The organism is Neisseria sp. P0001.S007 (assembly GCF_051963655.1).
GTDB lineage: Bacteria > Pseudomonadota > Gammaproteobacteria > Burkholderiales > Neisseriaceae > Neisseria > Neisseria subflava_A.
The window spans coordinates 1-231 of the sequence record NZ_JBQCUB010000069.1; the positions used below are offsets into that span (position 1 = coordinate 1).

General features: G+C 50.2%; 1 pseudogene. It reads right to left on the reverse strand.

The features are described 5' to 3' along the window. A pseudogene (locus tag ACTHRE_RS11215) lies at positions 1-231 on the reverse strand (glycosyltransferase family 9 protein); the annotation flags it as partial.

Consider the following 231-nt stretch of genomic DNA (forward strand, 5'->3'; position numbering starts at 1 on the left):
ATCCAAAGCAGCAGCGATGTGCATCGGTGCGGAGTCGACACCGACAAACACCTTGGCGCCCTCAATGTCCGCCGCCAATTCACGCAGGCTCAAGCATCCGGACAACACATATACTTTTCCGACCTCCGGAATATTCAGACGACCTATAATTTACTGAATCTTGTATTTCTCGACAGTATCGGGAGAAGCAGTCAATACGACATTATGCCCGCTGTTGAGCAGAAGCTGTAC